Origin of the sequence: Candidatus Formimonas warabiya (genome assembly GCF_002777255.1) — a bacterium.
Classification (GTDB): domain Bacteria; phylum Bacillota; class Dehalobacteriia; order Dehalobacteriales; family Dehalobacteriaceae; genus Formimonas; species Formimonas warabiya.
The window spans coordinates 4,263,872-4,281,462 of sequence record NZ_CP017634.1; the positions used below are offsets into that span (position 1 = coordinate 4,263,872).

At 47.0% G+C, this 17,591-nt stretch carries 11 protein-coding genes and 1 other annotated feature; of the genes, 4 read left to right on the top strand and 7 right to left on the bottom strand.

All coding sequences use genetic code 11. The annotated features are described in order from the left end of the window. Positions 1-75: 75 nt before the first annotated feature. Entirely contained in the window at positions 76-1,317 is a 1,242-nt protein-coding gene (locus DCMF_RS19360) for an aminotransferase class I/II-fold pyridoxal phosphate-dependent enzyme (RefSeq protein WP_214658739.1), read from the bottom strand. Positions 1,318-1,619: 302 nt separating this feature from the next. Here DCMF_RS19360 and guaD point away from each other — a divergent pair, with 302 nt between their 5' ends. The 4 genes from guaD (at position 1,620) to DCMF_RS19380 (ending at position 8,407) form a co-directional block, all read left to right on the top strand. Continuing rightward, on the top strand, positions 1,620-2,882 hold the full coding sequence (gene guaD / locus DCMF_RS19365) for a guanine deaminase (protein ID WP_148135943.1): 1,263 nt from the start codon (positions 1,620-1,622) through the stop codon (positions 2,880-2,882). A gap of 38 nt (positions 2,883-2,920) precedes the next feature. Further along, positions 2,921-3,148 (top strand) — a binding site (T-box leader). Positions 3,149-3,199: 51 nt separating this feature from the next. Then, positions 3,200-4,780, top strand: a complete 1,581-nt coding sequence (locus DCMF_RS19370) for a 2-isopropylmalate synthase (protein ID WP_148135944.1) — start codon at positions 3,200-3,202, stop codon at positions 4,778-4,780. A gap of 339 nt (positions 4,781-5,119) precedes the next feature. Beyond that, a complete protein-coding gene (locus tag DCMF_RS19375) occupies positions 5,120-7,249 on the top strand; it encodes an S-layer homology domain-containing protein (protein WP_148135945.1) in 2,130 nt (709 codons plus the stop codon). Positions 7,250-7,537: 288 nt separating this feature from the next. Then, complete coding sequence (locus DCMF_RS19380) at positions 7,538-8,407, top strand: putative RNA methyltransferase (protein WP_148135946.1); 870 nt, start codon at positions 7,538-7,540, stop codon at positions 8,405-8,407. Positions 8,408-8,437: 30 nt separating this feature from the next. Here the strand turns inward: DCMF_RS19380 and DCMF_RS19385 are convergent, their stop codons facing one another. From DCMF_RS19385 to DCMF_RS19410, 6 genes are all read right to left on the bottom strand, one after another. Beyond that, on the bottom strand, positions 8,438-8,863 hold the full coding sequence (locus DCMF_RS19385) for a hypothetical protein (protein WP_148135947.1): 426 nt from the start codon (positions 8,861-8,863) through the stop codon (positions 8,438-8,440). 9 nt (positions 8,864-8,872) lie between these two features. Then, positions 8,873-9,421 (bottom strand): LytTR family DNA-binding domain-containing protein, encoded by a 549-nt coding sequence (locus tag DCMF_RS19390; RefSeq protein WP_148135948.1) that lies wholly within the window; start codon positions 9,419-9,421, stop codon positions 8,873-8,875. Between the two features lie 122 nt (positions 9,422-9,543). Then, positions 9,544-10,686, bottom strand: coding sequence for an acyltransferase family protein (locus DCMF_RS19395; RefSeq protein ID WP_148135949.1), 1,143 nt, complete (start codon positions 10,684-10,686; stop codon positions 9,544-9,546). 175 nt (positions 10,687-10,861) lie between these two features. Next, positions 10,862-13,780, bottom strand: a complete 2,919-nt coding sequence (locus DCMF_RS19400; protein WP_214658740.1) for a bifunctional diguanylate cyclase/phosphodiesterase — start codon at positions 13,778-13,780, stop codon at positions 10,862-10,864. 245 nt (positions 13,781-14,025) lie between these two features. Then, complete coding sequence (locus DCMF_RS19405) at positions 14,026-15,135, bottom strand: Ldh family oxidoreductase (RefSeq protein WP_148135951.1); 1,110 nt, start codon at positions 15,133-15,135, stop codon at positions 14,026-14,028. A 97-nt stretch (positions 15,136-15,232) separates the two neighbouring features. Then, positions 15,233-17,368, bottom strand: coding sequence for a type IA DNA topoisomerase (locus DCMF_RS19410; RefSeq protein WP_148135952.1), 2,136 nt, complete (start codon positions 17,366-17,368; stop codon positions 15,233-15,235). Between the last annotated feature and the right edge of the window lie 223 nt (positions 17,369-17,591).

A 17,591-nucleotide genomic window follows, 5' to 3' on the forward strand; every position in this document is an offset into this window, starting at 1 on the left:
TTCATGTACCATGTATATAAATTCTTAGACAAGAAACCCGGGCATAACATCCCGGGTTTCTGTCTTACCTGTATCTTATAGGGCCTTTTTGATTTTCCCGGCGATACCGGGAATTTTATATGTGGGTATGCCGCAAATGGCAATGCGGATGCCTTTATTGAGGGCCAGGGCATAGATATGATCCTGGGTCAGTTTTTGGGTGGCCTCGGCGGAATTTGCCGCAGGGATGGTAATGAAAAATCCGCTGTGGTAGGGAAAGGTATTGAGCCCCACCTCTTGAGCTTCCTCCATGAAGATGCCTGCCCGTTTCGCCATCAACTGCCGGTAGGCGGCCCGTTCCTGATCAATGGCTTCTTTGAGCTGGGGATTCTTCCACACATCGGCCAGCAGTCTCTGGGCCCCTCTGGTTCCGTTGGACCAGACGCCCCGGTTGGAGGCAATATTCACCTGAGACAATTCATTGACCACTTCCTGAGAGGAACTCAGTCCGATTAAAGCTCCCGAGCGCATCCCATAAATGAGAAATGATTTGGACATACTGAAAGCAATGGTCACCAGGATATTCTGGGGAAGATCGTGAAAGAGGCGGAAGAATTTTCTCGTCTCCTCAGGTTCACCGGCAAACTCAATGTAAGCGATATCCAGCAAAAGGATGATCTTTTTCTGTTGATCCTGGGCGCATTCTTTCATAAAGTCGATGATTTGAACCCAATCCGCATCGGTGACGCTGTGGCCGGTGGGGTTATGGGCCGGGGTATTAAAGACCACGACGACACGATCTTGTACTTTGAGCAGGGCGCCGGTTTTTTCTTTCAGGCTGTTGATGTTGAAACGGTTGTTTTCATCGAAAAGCATGTATGTATCAATGTCCCGCTGGTGTTCATGGGCAATAGTGCGATAGTTTCCCCAGGACCAGTCGGGAATCAGGGCTTTCTGCCCTTGCTCCAGGTAGTTGAAAAATAAATGCCGGATGGCGCCGGTACCTCCCGGTGTGGCTACGGCCCTGGCAAAGGAATTCTCCGGGAAGTTACCCTGGAAAGTCACGTCTATCGCGGCCTGCAAAAAATCCGGCAAGCCCCCGATGGGTGCGTAATTCATCAGTTCTTCCGGTGATATTTGTTTGAAATAATTCTGCACGGCGGGAAATGAGGCGAATTGTTCCTCCTCGTCATAAATGGCGCCGATGGAAGCATTGACTACCTTTTCTTTGCCGATTGCCGCAATGGCATCAGTGGCCGCTTTTGAGACGGCGAACACGGGGTCCGGCTTAGCGCCTTTGTTTGCAGCGTGAGAGGCAACCATAAAAGTACTGGACATAATACCCTCCTTCATTCTTCTAAAGAATTTTTTATTGTATCGTTTAAAAAATGTAAAATTGGCGGCAACTCCCGGAAAACCGGAGGGCCTTGATGATCTTTATCTAATTATACGCATATTTCCTAAGGGGCTGCAACTTATTCCGCGATTTTTTTCAATTGTTTTCTGCACCGCCTTTTTTTCCAAAATCCGGCCGGGAAAGGGGACGGCTTTGTCTTTTTTTGGTACAATAAGGATGGTGCGAAAAAGAAGGGAAAAGAGATCTGTTCATAGGGCGGTATCAACAAAACGGGAGGGCGTTCATGGAAAAGATATTGATCCTGAAGGGAAATATTCTCTTCACGAAAATACCCGAGAGATTAGAGGTTTATCAGCACCATTATCTGGTCGTGATCAATGGAAAGGTAGCAGGGATCTATCCGGTGCTGCCCCCAAAATATGAAAATTGTCCTGTGGAAGACTATGGGGACCGGCTCATCATCCCCGGCTTTGTTGATCTCCATTTACATGCCGCCCAGTTTCCCCAGTGCGGCATGGGGATGACCAAGCAGTTGCTCCAGTGGTTAAATGATTATACCTTTGATTTGGAAAAACAGTTCCAGGATGAAAATTTTGCCCGGGAAGTTTATCAGCGATTTGCCGATCAACTGATTGCCCATGGTACGCTGAGAGCCTGTATTTTTGCCTCCACATCGACCAAAGGCACGGAAGTATTGTTTGACGTGCTGAAAGAAAAAGGCATCGGCGCTTATGTAGGCAAGGTGAATATGGACCGCAATGCGCCGGATTTTATTATTGAGACCACGGAAGACTCGATCGCAGGGACAGAATACCTGATCGAAAAGTACCGGCACGAGAGATTGGTCAAGCCCATCATCACGCCAAGATTTGCCCCTACCAGCAGCCGGGAACTGCTGGAGCAGTTGGGCGGCCTGGCCCTGAAATATCATTTGCCCGTCCAATCTCACTTGAGTGAAAATAGAGATGAAATCAATTGGGTACGCCAGCTTTTCCCTGAGGCCAGAAATTATGCCGATGTCTATCACCGCTATGCTTTGTTTGGTCAGACCCCCACCGTGATGGCCCATGGGATATATTTGGACCGGGAGGAAATCGATCTGGTCAAAAGGAATGGCGTGATCCTGGCCCACTGTCCGGATTCCAATCTCAATGTGCAGAGCGGCATCATGCCTTTAAGAAAATATTTAAATGAGGGGCTCACCTTGGGCCTGGGCAGCGATATCGCCGGGGGCCACAAAATTGCCTTAAATGAGGCCGTCGTCCGGGCCGTCCAATTGTCGAAGCTATTCAGCCTGGACCACCCCGAATATCAGCCCCTGAGCGTGCCGGAGGCCTTTTATTTGGCTACCAAAGGCGGGGGAGCACTCTTTGGCCGGACGGGAAGCTTTGAAGAGGGATACGCCTTTGATGCCTTAGTGATTGAAGACGACAGCCTCACCGCGGGCAGATATTGCCTGGCGGACAGGCTGGAAAGGTTTTTGTATATAGGAGATGACAGAAATATTTGCGCCCGCTTTGTGGAAGGAGAGAAAATTGGGGATTGACTTCGGTGGGTTTTTGTTTTATAACTATAGTAATATCGTTGAAAGTGATGACTGGAAATAGTAGAAATCTAACGGATTCTCAGAGAGCCGGTGTTTGGTGCGAACCGGTAATTTGGCAGGTTTTGAACTCGTCCAGGAACTGCAGCCCGACAATGTAGGGTGCGCCGGATTTCCCCCGTTACAGGGATAGATGGTGATGGCCGTCGAAAAGGGGATTCATTTTGAATCAATTAGAGTGGTACCGCGAGTAAAACCTCGTCTCTGTAAACAAGAGACGGGGTTTTTTTATAAAAAAAATGAAAAGGAGGTTTTTTTCCATGAGCAGGCGGATTTTGGTATTGGATACAACTTTAAGGGATGGGGAGCAGGTGCCGGGAGCCAAACTAAACCTTTATCAAAAGCTGGAAATTGCCCGCCAGTTGCAGGCATTGCAGGTGGATATCATTGAAGCAGGCTTTCCTTCTTCTTCCCGGGGGGATTTTCAGGCTGTGAAGGAAATTGCCCAGAGTATCAAAGACGGCCCGGTGATTACCGCCTTGGCCCGGGCGGTAAAAAGCGATATTGATGCGGTCTATGAAAGCGTCAAACATGCCCAAAGGCCGCTGATCCATATCGTATTGGGGACATCGGACATCCATGTGGACAAAAAACTGAACCGGTCCAAGGAAGACGTTTTAAAAATGGGTGTGGACGCCGTGAAATATGCCCGGTCCCTGCTGCCGGAAGTGCAGTATTCTACAGAGGATGCGTCCAGAACAGATTTTGAATATTTGTGGAAAACCATTGAGGAGGTGGTCCGGGCCGGCGCCACCATGATCAATATTCCGGATACCGTAGGGTATGCCGTTCCGGAAGAGTTTGGGGCCTTGATCGGCAAAATCAACTACCGGCTCAAGAATTTAAACGAGCAAGTCATTTTAAGCGTACATTGCCATAATGATTTGGGCCTGGCTACTGCCAATACCCTGATAGCGGTAAAAAACGGAGCGGATAAAGTAGAGTGCACCATCAACGGTCTGGGGGAAAGGGCAGGCAATGCCGCTCTGGAAGAAGTGGTGATGGGGATCAAAATCCGCCCGGACTATTATGGGGCCCATACCAACGTAGCGACCAGGGAGATTTCCAAAACCTCCAAGCTGGTGAGCAGCATGACCGGTTTGGACGTCCAGGTCAATAAAGCTTTGACCGGGGAAAATGCCTTTGCCCATTCTTCCGGAATTCATCAGGACGGTTTGCTGAAATCCCGGGATGTTTATGAGATCATTAACCCGGAAGATGTGGGCGTGGAAAGCATGGAAATGATCTTAACGGCCCGGTCGGGACGCCATGCTTTTAAGAATGCGGTGGAAAACTTAGGGTACAGGTGCAATGACGACCAGGATTTTGAAAATCTTTTTGCCAAATTCCTGGAATTGGCGGACCGGAAGAAAGAGGTTTACAACCATGATATTTATTATCTCATGGGAAAATATCAGGAGGAGAAGGGGAAAGATCCCCAGGCCGGACAACAATTGCCCGGGTGCGATCTTTATGAACTGGTTTCCTTCCAGGTCGTGAGCAACGATATCTTTCCCACGGCCACGGTGAAACTGAGGAAAGGCCAGGAGATTTACAAGCACAGTGAAGTGGGGGACGGCCCCATCGACGCCTTATATTCCGCCATCAAAAACATCTCTGATCTGGATATTGTCTTGAAAGAATATAAAATCAGCAGCCTTTCCCGGGGCATGGAAGCGCTGGGACGGGTCAATATCAAAATATCCCTGGGGGATAAAATATACAGCGCCCGGGGTATCGATACGGATATTATCAAGGCCAGTGCCATCGCTTTTGTCAATGGAATTAACTTGATTCTCCTGGAAAATTTGGCCCCAAACAATGGGCTTGATCTGAATTAAGCAAAGGCAGCTTCTTCACCAGGAAGAGGCTGCCTTTGGTATGAATAAAGCCGGTTTTTTACTATATCAGAATTTATAAGTTTTTATGGATATCAGCAAGTAAGGAGATATGGATTTAATAGGTTTATCCGGTACCCGGATCACGAAAAGCCCTTTGGGCTTTTTTATTTGTGTATCAGGTTGATAGGGATGATGGTAATCATAAAAATAATTACCTGCCGGGTCAAGAATGAATGCTTATTTTATGGTAATATTATGATAAAAATAGCAATGCTGGAAACTTTTGCGGGTGTTATGTGGTCTAAATAATCAAACGATACCGGGAGGGAGAAATGAAAGATGAAAAAGACTTTAGGGATCCTGTTGCTGGTGGGGTTGATTTTGGGCATCATGCCGCTGGTCTCTTTGGCTCAAGAGCAGGGCAGCCAAAAGATTCAACTGGAAAAAGCCATTGAGATTGCCAAAAGTATTTTCTCAATTCCTCAAGGATATGATCAATTTGACTCATCCTATGATCAAGACGAATTTATCAATATCTGGGTTCTCCGCTGGTCCGACAGCAAAGGTGATGGCAGAGTCACGGTCAGGGTTGATGCCGGCTCCGGTGAAATAGCCGGATACAGCGCGTACAGCCTTGCGGACGATGAGGCGAAATACGGCAGCATCCCGAAAATATCCCGCACAGAGGGAGAGAAAATTGCCTTGGACTTTCTCAAGAAGGCGGCTCCCTCGAAAGTAAATCAAGTGACCTTAGAGCCCGCTGACAGTTTATACAATAACGCATCTGCTTATCATGAGTACAACTTTACCCGCACCATCAACGGCATAGAATACCCGGCCAATAATATCAGTGTGCAAGTGAACGGACAAACCGGCCAAGTGCGCCGTTTTGACGTGGAATGGGAAAACACAAATGTGGCTCCGATCGTACCCAAGCTGACCAGAGAGGATGGGGAAAAGATTTTCCGGGAAAAATTCGGTTTTGAACTGCAGTATTTTTTGCCTGCTTCAGACGGGAAAACTGCCAAACCAATAATGCTGGTTTATGCCCTCGACAACCCTTTTGAGGTTACCATTGATGCGACCAACGGAGCGGTGGTAGAGGATGATGATTACGGTCTTTATGATGAGAAGAATGGTATGGGGGGTATGATAGAAGAGGAAGAGCCGGCATACAGCACCGAAAATAAAGCATTGGAACCCTTCGAACAAAAAATTGCCGATGAATTAAAAGAACTGATTCCCCGGGAGCAGGCTTTAGAAATTGCCCAAAAAGCAGCCAACATTCCCGCCAATTATCCATTACTTTCTTCCAGCCTCAATGGGAATGGGGATTTTCCGGAGTCGAGGGTCTGGTCTTTTGACTGGGAACTGCTAGGGAAAAACTATTATGGCTGGGCCAGTGCGGAAGTAGATGCCAAGACAGGGAAAGTGTTGGCTTTTAGCCAGAAGGAAAAATTGCCCGAAGAGGAAACGAGGCCCCTGAAAATAAAAACCAAAGCCGAGGCGGAAAAAGCGGCACTGGATTTCTTACAGGCTGGTTATCCTGAGGCGGTAGGGAATCTGCGCTTACAAATTGGCAACGATGAGTTGGGACCTGAGGAGGCGGGGGATAAAAACAATAAACCGTCCTATTCCTTCCGTTACGAACGTCTGGTGAATAACATTCCTTTTAGACAGGACTATGTTTCCGCCACGGTAGACAGCTATACAGGCAAAGTCAGCCGTTTTCGCATTCATTTTTTAGACCTGGATTTTCCCGAGGCGAAGGACCTGATCGACAAAGATCAGTTTACCGCAGACTTTTTAGCCCAAAATCAAATGATATTGCTTTATACCAAAGATCAACAAAAGAATTTGCACTTAGTCTATAAGCTGGCTCCTCTGGAGAGCTATCATTTCCATGCCCAAAACGGTCAAATGATCGGTTATGACGGAGAACCGGTGAAAGAGAGGCAGCGGACGGAGATTACCGATATTAAAGGCCACTGGGCGGAGCAAGACATTAACACTTTAGACCAAATGGGTTTATTGCATTACGAAAACGGCCTTTTTCACCCGGACGGAGAAATCAGTCAGGCCGAGGTCATAAAAGCTTTGGTAAAATCAACAAACAGCTACTATGGGGATGCGGCAGAAGGTAACTGGTACGATACTTATTACCGGGAGGCGAAACAGTCAGGCCTGATCACGGAAAAAGAAATAAATCCCCAGGCCCCGGTGACCAGAGAAGAACTGGCCAAGTTTATGACCCGGGCCATGGGGGGAGAAAAGTTTGCCGCGTTAAATATCTATAAGATCGATTTTAAAGACGGGACAAAAGTTTCCCCGGGGTATGCCGGCTACGTGGCGATTGTCCATGGGCTGGGGATCATGACCGGAGACGGATCCAGCTTTAACCCCCGGGCAAAGCTGCTTAAAGGGGAAGCCTGCGCCGTGCTGATCCGGTATTTAAAAACAGAAAAATAATAGACCGGAAGATACTCTGGGGGCCACCGGTGCCACTCCGGAATGTGCCCCCTTCTGTGGTGTGGTTAAGGAAGGGTGGATTTGATCCCTAATCATGATATAATAGAGAAGAAAGTTGAAAACCATTTCTTAATTAAGGAGAGACGGCAAATATGGGCATCTATTTCATTCGTCTGCGTTAATGGGAGGTACAGACCATTTAGGCTCAGCTCATGATTAATTAGGGTGGGCTTATTTGACTGTACCTTTTTTCATTCACGTATTACGAATGGAATGAGGTGCTTTTTTATGTCCAAAAACATTGACCTCTTGGCGGCACATGAGGATCTTTTTCGCTGTCCCATCTGTGCCGGTAAAATGAAACTGATGCATGAAAAGAGCTTAATCTGTACCAATCGTCATTGTTTCGACCTGGCTAAGCAGGGCTATGTCAATCTGCTGTCCCGTGCCGTGCAGACAAAATACGGCAGGCGCATGTTTGCTTCCAGAAGATTGATGTGCAGAAGGGGATTTTTTGATCCGTTGTATACAAAAATCAGTAAATTGATCCTCAACCAAGCTGAATCCCGGAGAGAAACGATAAAAATATTGGATACCGGATGCGGCGAAGGGTCTCTTTTAGCCAAGATACAGGAAAAAATAACACAAAGCTCAGAAATAGATCATTTAGGGGTAGGATTGGATATTTCCAAAGAGGGGATTGTGATGGCAGCGCAGGAATATGCCGATAAAATTTGGTGCGTGGGGGATCTGGCCCGGGCTCCCTTTGCCGGTCAGCAATTCCATGTCCTGCTCAACATTCTAGCGCCGGCAAACTATGCCGAATTTGAGAGAATGCTTTCTCGTGACGGTCAGGTGATTAAGGTGATTCCGGAGAAGGGTTATCTACAGGAGTTAAGGGACGTTTTTTATGAACAATGTGATCGGGAGCCTGATTCATCCGGCAACACCCAAGCGCTTTTTAAAAGCAGGTTTAAACTTCTGGACATGGAACGGGTTCAATACCGTGTCGCTTTGGATCATACCCGGATGGAACCCCTGGTCCATATGACTCCTTTAGCGTGGGGAGCAACGGAAGAGCGCTTAGTAAAAGCTCTCCAAGCGAATTTGCGGGATGTCACCATAGATTTAACTATCCTGCTGGGAAAGAAGGACTAGCCCGGCTCAATGATTGCTAGAGGGCTTCAATCAATCCATGATTGAAGCCTTTTTCTTTTCTAGTTTGTCATTATACAGGATCATCTGCCTGTACCATACGCTAGCCAAAAGGAAGCTCAAAATTTCAGCCATGATAAAAGAAACAATCCACCTGTAATAATTAAATGCACATGACGATGTGATGAAGTCAAATATTCCCACTACCGCCATTAATACGGCCACGACTATAAAATTGGAAATAAAGCCGGCAATGGGTTTTCTTTTAAATCGAATGAATACATGGAAAAGGACAAACAAAGAGATTGTACCGATCAAAGCGCCTTTTGTCATGCTTTCAAATAATTCCGGCACACTTACTGTGTTTTCGTGCTCCACTACCGTCTCTATAATTTTGATCACCAGCCCTATGAAGGCGGAAAAAAAACCATTTATCAGATAAATTCCAAGCCTGTTCATGAACATCCCCTACATTCCCAGGAATTCTTTAAAGCTTTTAATATAGTTCTTAGAAACTTCAATTTCCATATTGCTGTCATTGAACTTAAGGACCAGACGCCTGCCAAACCACGGGATGATCTCCTTCACATTGACGATGTTCACAATAAAGGATTTTCCCACCCGGATAAAACTGTTTTGAGGAAGCCTTGATTCCAGTTCGTAGAGTTTTTCCTTTACTTTGTATTCTTCCTTACCGGTATTACAAAAAACGTAATTTCCCCTGCCTTCAAAAAAACAAATTTTCTTTAAAGAGAGTACTTCATATTTGTCTTCTTTTCTGCCGATAATGGTACTAATGTTTTCTTCATATATTCTGGACAGCTTGTCGAAAAGTTCAACAAGCTTTGCCATATTATGCAGATCAAATACGACAGCTATTTTGTCCTTGGGGATTTCATACCCGGATTCAACGATAGCCAGATCAGAGCTGTCATCGATCATAATATTCCGGGCAGATAGCAGTTCCGTGAGAATACCTTTTAAATTGTCTGAGCAAATAAGGCATGTTCGCATCATGACGCTCTCACATACTTAATTTATATCTTCATTATAGGGAATACCAGATAGGGAATACCAGTTCATCAGTAAACAATACCCGATGGACCTATTTCTCAGCGAGGCAACTTTTCCGGAAAAGATTACATGACTTTATTCAGGAAAGGGATCCTTCTGACGACAAAATGGGTAACAGCAAAGCATATGGGAATACCGATGATGCATAAAAGCAGCCATTTTGCCAGAGGGGGCAGCATGACCTCTTTGAGCAGCAAGGAGAGGTAAATGATGATTGGCGCATGAAAAACATAAACGGCAAATGAATTATCCGAAAGAATTTTAACTAGTCTATTCTGGCGGTTGAATTTCTCCCTGAAAAGGGTTAACAGCCCTACGGCCATGCCCACACTAATAAATGACTCCCACAATGCAAAGGCAGCACTCTGCCAGTTCATACCTCCCTTAAAGGCAAACAAGCCCTGGGGCACCCCGCTGCCAACCATGATGGCTGTCCATGGGATCATCCCTCCAAGTACGAGAACAATAAGTCCTTTTAATCCGAAAGGGTTTTGGATGCGGGAGAACCAGTTGTTTCGATAGGCGTATATTCCGGTAATAAAAAGAATGATATATTGTGAGAAATAGCACAGTTGCATGTTTAGAATGCTGGTATCTATGGGCTGTATCAGCCGGATACAGAAAGCGCCCGCAGAAATCAACAATCCAAGAAAGACGATATCGGATGGCCCTATTTCTCTTTGCCGTGTTTGTTGTCCAATCGTCCCCCTGATCAATCGAACAAGGGCATAAATACAGGAAAATATCAGGAGAGCAAATGCAAACCACAGTGGTCCCGATTCTCCTAAAAACTGAAAACTCCTCAAGTACCCCCAGTAATAAACCCCAAAGGAAGGTTTTGCTGGCGGCCAATTGAATCCAAGAAGAAAATAAACGATAAACGGCTGTATCATAAGCATATAGATGAGTGTGGGGATGCCAAGTCTTACGAATCTGTCTTTGAGAAATCTTTTAACTCCTTTTCTGTCAAATGCACCCGGTGTAAAGAACCCTGCGATCAGAAAGAGAAGCCCCATAAAGTAGCCTTGGGTGTATGACATGGCGTAACCGAAGACAATCGTGGAGAATATGTCGAGTTTGACACTCTCCTTATAATACCAGCTCCCAAACCCGCTGTACGTTACTGCGAAATGAATCATCACCACAAAAACAATCATCAGCAGCCTCAGGTTGTCAATAAACAGATATCTTTCCATTTTCTTTTCCATACCGGGTACCTCCTTAATTGATTCAATTTACTTTATTCTAGCACCTGGGCCAAAGACTCGTATCGAACTTTATTTATACAGGACATAAAAGTTGGTAAGAGGGACAGATTCAAGGGTGAAAGTACCTCGAGTAAAAAAAGGCAGGGTGAATGGAGAACGATCAGGGGAACAAATCCTATTGATTGCGCTCTATTAACAGTTTAATGGTATCTTCCTCAGGAAGAGGCTTGCTGATCATATAGCCTTGAACAATATTGCACCGGTAGGTTTTCAGGATATGATACTGTTCCGGGGTTTCCACCCCTTCTGCGACAATTTCCAGGCCCATTTTTTGGGCGAGGATGATAATGAGCTCGGTCAGATTGTTATTGCTGTTAAAGGATAAATCGCGGATAAAGGATTTATCGATCTTAATGGTAGAAACGGGCAGATCCTTCAGGTAATTTAATGAGGAGTAACCGGTGCCGAAATCATCAATGGCAAACCGGATTCCTTCGTTTTTTAGTTTTAAGATATTCTGAACACATAAGTCATAAGACTCCATCAGCCTGCTCTCCGTAATCTCAAGATGAATGCTTTTGGGGGAGATATTTGCTTCCTGAATGGCATCCATGACTGCGGCGGCAAAGTCTTCGTTCATAATCTGCAGCACAGACACGTTTACCGAGACGCTCAGGTCTTGATAACCCAGATCGGCAAGCTTTCCGGCAAATTGGCAGGCGGTTTTGATGATCCAATTGCCCAAGGGGATAATCAACCGGGTATCTTCAATATGTTTGATGAATTTATCCGGCAGTACCAGTCCCAAATCAGGGGTACTCCATCTCAACAACGCTTCGAAACCGATGATTTTTTCAGACATGACATCATACAGGGGCTGGTAGTGCAATCTGAATTCCTGATTGATTAAGCCCAGTCTTAATTTATTTTCCAGTTCGGATTTTTCCCAGATCATTTCATTCATTTTTTGATGGAAAAATTCACTCCTGTTCCGGCCTTCTTCCTTTCCCCGGAACATGGCCGTATCGGCATTTTTCAACAATTCATCAAGAGAGGCGGCATCATCGGGATAGATGGAAATACCGATACTGACATTGAGATAAAAGATATCCTCTTTGATGCGAATCGGCTCATTGATGATTTTATGCACCCTGTTGGCGACCGGGCGCAGGTCTTCTTTGCCGCCGATGTCTTTGATGATGAGAATAAATTCGTCCCCGCCAAACCGGGCGGCGGATATTTTCTTCCCCATCAGGGTTTGAATCCTTTGGGCCACAGCGATTAATACCGCATCTCCTGTGGCGTGTCCATAGGTATCGTTAATAATCTTGAAATGGTCCAAATCCATGAAAAAGACGGCAAATTTCTTATTCTTTCCTAAATTGCTGATCAGGCAATTCACTTCATCACTAAAATAGGCCCGGTTGGGCAGACCGGTCAATACATCATAATAAGCAAGATTTCGGATCTTGTCTTCATCAAGCTTTCTTTGGGAAATATCGGCATGGGCGCCTGCCAGCCGATAGGGCTTGCCATTCTTGTCTCTCAGCAGCTTGGCTCTTTGGGCAATCCATAAGTAGCCGCCGTCTCTTCCCCTGATCCGGTATTCGTAATTCATGGTATCGGTTTTTCCCGCCAGGACATCCCGGTACAGTTGCCTCAACCCCTCCCGGTCATCGGTATGAATCAGATTAAACCATTTGTCCGACCTCTCGATACCCGGGACATCCAACCTGCTGCCAAAGATTTCTTTCCACCGCTCGGAAAAGACCCTGATATTCGTCGTTAAATCCAGGTCCCATAAACCTTCATTGGTCGCTTCAAAAATCAACCGGTATTTTTCCTCACTTAATTCAATTTTCTTCCTGCTTTCCGTCAGTTCGGCATTTTGGGCATGCAGGCTGGTCACCAGTTCATCCAGGCTGTCGGACAATTTGATCATAGAATTGCCCAGGATGCCGAATTCATTGGTGGCGCTGATCACGGGATCGAGAATATGATCCCGGCTGAAGTCGCCCCCGATAATTTTGTTTACTTTCTGGAGCAGTTTACTCAGGGGTTGATCAATTTTCTTTTTGATCACGAAAAGAACAAAAAGGGGAATCGCCACAACGGAAAGCACAAACAGAATGATGTAGTACTGCAGCGAATTGTAAAAAGAACTATATAATTCCTTTTGGGGATAGATCAGGACCAGCTTTAATCCGGTATCCCCGATATTGGCAAAAGAAGCGATTTCCCGGTTCCCGTCCAGTTCCAGCAAACCGCTGTCCTTGGCATGGATCACTGTATCCAGCAGTGTCCGGTATTCTCTATTCTTCACTTCATTAATATGAAAAATCTTACTGGTGTCAGCATTTTCCCCGGCACCGGCTGCTGTTTGGTCAGACCGGCCGGTGGAGGGCAGGGCGCCGATAATATCGCCGTTGTCGGTGAGCACAAAGGCATATCCCTGATAGCCGACTCTGATTTTATTCACATAATGGGCTACTTCACGCAGGGAAATATCCGCCGAGGCCGCACCGATAATTTTTTGGTTTTTCATGATGGGCGCGGTGCCGGTCAAAAAATAGGTATTCATGATTTGATCATAGAACAGATTGCTAAAATAGATACTGCAATGCTTGGCGCCAAATACAACCCGGTACCAGTCCCAGCCCAAATAATCATAATCGGCAGTGCTGTATGCCCAGGTAAAGATGTTTTTATTGTTAGTGTCCCGGTACATGTACGGACCGTAATATTTTTTCTCCTTACTGTACTGATAAGGCTCAAACCATACGCCCATGCCGAACAAAAGGGGATCATGACTCAGCTTTTTACTTATTTTCTCAAATATCACTTTTTCATCATAGACCGGCATGGTTTCAATCATATCGGCCACACTGACGGCAGTTTTACCGGCGCTGATCAGTTTGTAGTCCAGGATGGAGGCTTCTGCGGCGGTTTGAACATGGAGCAGGTTTTTGATGCTTTTTTTATTGCTTTGCACGTAAATGCTGCTGGTAATTAAAAAAATGCAGCTGGATGCTAGGATGGTGATAATTACGACAAACATAGAAAGAAAGAACCGCAAGCTTTTCGTTTTTTTCATGCATACACCTCGCTGCCGGACAAATGGTAAGTTTGGTACCGGGATCAGTGATAATTCATTGGACATTTTTCGACATTTGCCGTAATTTTCCTTCTTCGGGCCGGAATAATCAACGCATGAAGCATGTATTCAGTTTGAAGATAAAGAAACGGGACAGACAAATTTCCGTCCCGTTTCTGACATCTTTGATTTTCCCCAATCCCGTCCACCCGGCCGGTTCCTGGGGAAGCCCAGAGCATGTTAGATTAGAAGGGAAAGTCATAGCCCGTGAGGTTGAGTTCCTTGATGATATCCTTAATATTTTTCTGCAGGGGCAGATTCACCGGAACCCCTTTGTCCTTTCTTTCCAACCAGGCCAGGTGCTCCTTTTCGCCGGCGGTGTAAATTCTTTCGCTGCCGGGCACCTTTTTGGAATTTCTCAGTTCCCGCAGGATATCGCCGGTTGTTTTCTTGAAGCTTTCCAGCTCGGTAAATTCGCTGATGTTGATGGCGATAAAAAAGTGTCCCAGACAGTAGGGCTGGGGTTTTCCTTCCGGACTAAAGCCCAGCAGGCCTTTTAAGAAGGAGCCTCCCTGCAGGGCAGCACACAATATTTCCACCACCGTGGCATAGCCGTAACCCTTGTAACCCCCGTTCTCTTCGCCGATGCCGCCCAGGGGCGTGAGGGCGGCGGTTCCTTTGACCAGGTCAATCAGCACCTGATGGGAATCCGTCTTTGCCTGCCCGTCTTCGCCAATCACCCATCCTTCCGGGAGATCTTTGCCCAGCCTTTCATAGACTTCGATCTTGCCCCGCTGGGTGATGGAAGTGGCGCAGTCCAGGATAAAAGGAAATTCTTCGTCCGTAGGCATGCCGAAGGTGAGGGGGTTGGTGCCCAGCATGTTTTCCACCCCAAAGGTGGGGGCAATAGAGGGCCGGGCATTCGTACCGGTAATGCCGATCATGCCTGCGTCGATGGCCATCGAGGCATAATAGCCGGCAATTCCGTAGTGGGTGGAGTTCCGCACGGCTACCATGCCCATGCCGTGGGCCTTCGCTTTATCGATGGCCAACTGCATGGCCTTTTTGCCAATCACATGTCCCATACCGTCATGACCGTCCACCACAGCGGTGGTAAGGCCTTCCCTGACCATCTCAAAATGGGTAACGGGATTTTGGATTCCTTGTTTGATGCGGTCATAATAGATCGGTTTCAGCCTGCCGATACCGTGTGAGTCAATGCCTCTTTTATCTGAAGTGATCAACAAGTCTGCGCAGATACGAGCGTCCTCTTCCGGAACACCTATGCCCATGAACACGTCAACCATGAATTTTTCCATGATGTCAAAATCGATCCAGTAAATGTTATTTTCCATCTACATGTCTCCTTTTTTAAAAAATATTACATTAATAATACAGATAAGTGCCCCAACAATCAATAGGAATGAACGAGCCTGCCGGTACTCTTTTCTCTTAATCGAAATCAAAACCAATGGTGCGGTCTTTTTTCACCACTAGGGCAGCGGAAAATGATTTGCCGGTCTTCGATTGAAAACCGGTCATTTTTTCTGTTTTTCCCTCCGTAATCAGCTTTCGCACGGCTTCTTCCGGGATATTTTTTCCAGCCATGGTTTTCCACACCGTAAATTTGCACCCGTTTTTCCAATTGGAACAGCCGTAGGCTTTTGCCGTCGCCACCACGCTGTGGCCGCAAAAGGGACACTTGCCCAGGGATTTTGTTGTTTTGTCTTTGCCCGGCCCTTTTGAATTGTTCGTGACCCGGACGGAGGTGCCCTTTAAGGTTTCCACCATGGCATGAATGTACCGGTGCAGTTCTGTCATGAAAGCATTTTCCGTCAGGTTTCCCGCCTCAATTTCTGCCAGCTTTCTTTCCCATTCCGCCGTAAGCAGGGGGCTTTTCACGGTTTCATCACAGATGGCGGCAATGGCATCCCTGCCAAACTGGGTCGCCGCCAGGTTCTTGATTTTTCCTTTCCCCATCCGTTTCACCATTTTGATGTGAATCAGTTTTTCGATGATAGCCGCCCGGGTGGCTTCCGTGCCCAGCTCTAATGTTTTGAGCTGTTTTTTGAGTTCATCCTCCAGTTCCCCGGCCACATTTTGCATCGCTTTGATGATGGTGCCGTCGTCATAAAGGGGTTTTGGCTTCGTCTGCTTTTCTTCGGCTTTGACCCCGGTAACGGGGCGGATCTCTCCTTCGTGCACAGGTGGGAGGGTACCCTGCTTTTCTTCCTCCTCGTCATCCGTTTTTCCTGTCCCGTAGACTACCTTCCAGCCCGGACGGATCATCTCTCTCCCGGTGGTGCGAAAGATACATTCCTTTGCTTCTATCACCTGAGTAAGGATGGTTGTCTTATTGTATTCGGCCCAGGGTAAAAAAACCGCCAGGAAGCGCTTCACCACCAGCAAAAACAAGGCCTTTTCCTCAGCCGACAGACGGTCCCACTTGGCGGGTACTGCCGTAGGCAGCAGGCAGTGGTGATCCGTCACCTTGGTGCTGTCCACATAATTTTTGCTTAATTTGGGCAGAGGCTTTGCCAGGATCTCCCGGGCCACCTCGCTTACCCCGTCAATATGGTTCACGGCCCGGACCAGGGCAGGCAGCTCGTCCACCATGGCTTCATCGATATGGCGGGAATTGGTCCTGGGGTAAGAAAGGCATTTATGGGATTCATAGAGCTTCTGGGCAATATCTAAGGTTTTTTGAGCCGTAAAACCTAAGGCCTTTGCCGCCGCCACCTGTAAGTCACCCAGGTTGAACAGCTTGGGCGGGGCCTCTTTTTGGCGCTCTTTCTTTACTTTGATAATCTTTCCCTGCCGGTTCTCGATCTTCCCCACCATTCCCTGGGCTTCCTCCATGCTTTTGGTGCTATAAAAGGTATCCCCATCCGGTATCAAAAGGGTTCCCTGATAAACGTGGCCGAATTCCGCCACAATCTGGTAGTAGGTTTCCGGGACAAAGTTTTCATTTTCCCGGGTTCTGTCCACGATCAGTTTCAGGGTAGGTGTCATCACCCGTCCCACATTAATCGTGGGCCCTGCGGCCAGGCTGACTGCCGGGGAGGCATTCATGCCCACATACCAGTCGGCATAGCTCCGGAGCCTGGCCGCCGTACTTAAGCCCTGATAGGCGCTGACGTCCTGCAGATTCGCCCAGGCTTTTTTGATGCTTTCTTCCGTAAAAGCCGAGAGCCAGAGACGTTGCACGGGAAGCCTGCTCCCGGCGTGCTGGTAAATTAAGTCAAAGATATATTGGCCTTCCCGCCCGGCGTCCGTGGCGCACACCACGGATGTAAAGCGGCGGTGATCCCGGAGTAATTTTTTCAGGCTGTTGAATTCTTTGGCGCAGCCTTCCCGAATGCATACAGGAATAAGGGCGGGAAGTAAAGGCAAATGTGTATAGGACCAGCGCTTATATTTCTCATCTATTTGGGCGGGTGTCTTTAAGCCGCATAGGTGACCCCGGGCATGGGCAAAAACAATGCCGTTGCCTTCCAGAAAACCCTCCTGGTTTTTTTGGGCGCCAGGGGCAATCACCTTTGCCAGTTCCCGGGCCACACTGGGCTTCTCCGCAATACAAAGTATCATGGCGTTTCTCCTTTGCCTTTCCGGTTTTCCTGAAATATTTTCTGCATCTTATCTAATTAACATTATAGCGGATGGATGGGCATCCATAAATATCCGGATCATGGGACCTGATGAATGAATGGCTCCGGTTTTCCAAAAACCTGCGAAAAAAGAAGGAAATTACCGGAAGTTGTAGAAATAGGGAATAATTGACACGGCGCCGAACCGGCCCGATGGGAGGTGT